Source organism: Acinetobacter sp. 251-1, from assembly GCF_030329305.1.
Classification (GTDB): domain Bacteria; phylum Pseudomonadota; class Gammaproteobacteria; order Pseudomonadales; family Moraxellaceae; genus Acinetobacter; species Acinetobacter piscicola_A.
This window is the reverse complement of sequence record NZ_JACANS010000053.1, coordinates 1-1,348: the sequence shown is the minus strand read 5'-3', so window position 1 is coordinate 1,348 and position 1,348 is coordinate 1. Positions and strand designations below refer to the sequence as shown.

The window sequence follows — 1,348 nt, the reverse complement described above, 5'->3', positions numbered from 1 at the left end:
TTTACAATACCAGCGCACAGCCCAAAGAATGATTTCGCCCTGAAAATGCCGACCATGGAAAGGATTCATATGCTGCATCTTTAGCTAAAACAGTCTTCAGCTTACCATTCGTGGTTATTTGCAACAGTGCCCAAATACATGCTCGATCCCGATTCTTCTTTTGTTGATTTCCTGATTATAGATTTTGAGTTCAGGATCCAGTTTACAGCGTCTTTTGGCTTTTAACGGCAACAGGCTATTAGGATACACAGCATAAATTCCCAGGTAGCCTTTATCTGCAAGGATAAAAGCTCCTGAAGGAATCTGCTTTAAATTGCGTTTGAATAGCTCGAAATTATGCACCGTACCGCGATCAGTGCATAAACTCAGAATTTGCTGAGTTTTATAATGGATGATGGCCTGTACTTTAAAGGTATGGGTCTTTTTCTTGCCACTATAGTTTTTCTTCTGTTTTTTTAGGCCTTTGAATTGGAATTTCTGTGGCATCCAGGATCACCACATTCCAGTCTATGCCTTCGCTTTCGGGCAAATTCTTCGGTAAATTAAACAGCTTGGACTGAATCAGGCAATCTTCAACATGACGTACAATTCTTGAGGCTGTAGGCTCTGAAACCCCATAACTCGTAGCAATGTGAAATAAAGTTCGGTATTCCCGCCAATAGTTCAGACAGAGCAGAACCTGATCCTCCACACTTAACTTGGGTGGTCTGCCTTTAGCTGGAACATGCTTCTGCAATTGCTCAACCATTTAAATAAAAGGTTGACCATGAGATGCCTGTATATCGCTTAAACTGTGTTTCAGAAAGCTTCTTTGAATCAATGTATTTCATCCGCAGATTATGCACGAATGCTAAGAAAATTAGAGTACAAATATCAATCAAAAAGGTGCTCGTTTTTTGATTTATGAAAGAGATCTATTATTCAATTATATCTTTTAATGATCAATAGAAAGCCTAGTTTCAAACACATTCTTCAGACACAAACAAATATGATCAAAATAGAGTGATTACTCAATAAAATAATAAAATCAATTGCTTAAATTATATTTTATTTTAAAAAAAATACAAATGTGTATTAAAAATAACCATTACTTACATTTTTTTGATTACAAAATATAATGAGTAAATTGCTTCCCATTTCATACATTTTTCATATATAAAAAGTCATACTATTTTTAAGGTTTTTCTAAATCACATTTTATACTTCATAGTTTTTAACATCATTATTAAAGGTGAACCATGCAAAAGAAGAAGCGCACCCCATTAGACGCACAACAGTCCCATCTTTGGATTATTGGTGGTGGTATCGCAGGTATGGCTGCTGCTGCATTTGCAATCCGTGATGCCAA

The 1,348-nt window shown here is 36.0% G+C and carries 3 protein-coding genes; 1 reads left to right on the top strand and 2 read right to left on the bottom strand.

What is annotated here, in order from left to right; all coding sequences use genetic code 11:
* Positions 1 to 114: 114 nt before the first annotated feature.
* Both HX129_RS17665 and HX129_RS17755 read right to left on the bottom strand, forming a co-directional pair.
* Positions 115 to 486, bottom strand: a complete 372-nt coding sequence (locus HX129_RS17665; RefSeq protein WP_286436395.1) for a transposase family protein — start codon at positions 484 to 486, stop codon at positions 115 to 117.
* Positions 434 to 748: a transposase family protein gene (locus HX129_RS17755; protein WP_171250768.1), complete on the bottom strand. Its 315-nt coding sequence runs from the start codon at positions 746 to 748 to the stop codon at positions 434 to 436. The genes HX129_RS17665 and HX129_RS17755 overlap by 53 nt, the downstream gene beginning before the upstream one ends.
* A 490-nt stretch (positions 749 to 1,238) precedes the next feature.
* Between HX129_RS17755 and HX129_RS17660 the strand changes: the two genes are divergently transcribed.
* Positions 1,239 to 1,348: oleate hydratase (locus HX129_RS17660; RefSeq protein ID WP_262442294.1), on the top strand; the 110-nt coding region annotated here is incomplete at its 3' end.

Excerpts from the sequence above, each read along its gene's own strand:
- HX129_RS17755 (WP_171250768.1), bottom strand. The coding sequence starts at position 748 with ATGGTTGAGCAATTGCAGAAGCATGTTCCAGCTAAAGGCAGACCACCC.
- HX129_RS17665 (WP_286436395.1), bottom strand. The coding sequence starts at position 486 with ATGCCACAGAAATTCCAATTCAAAGGCCTAAAAAAACAGAAGAAAAAC.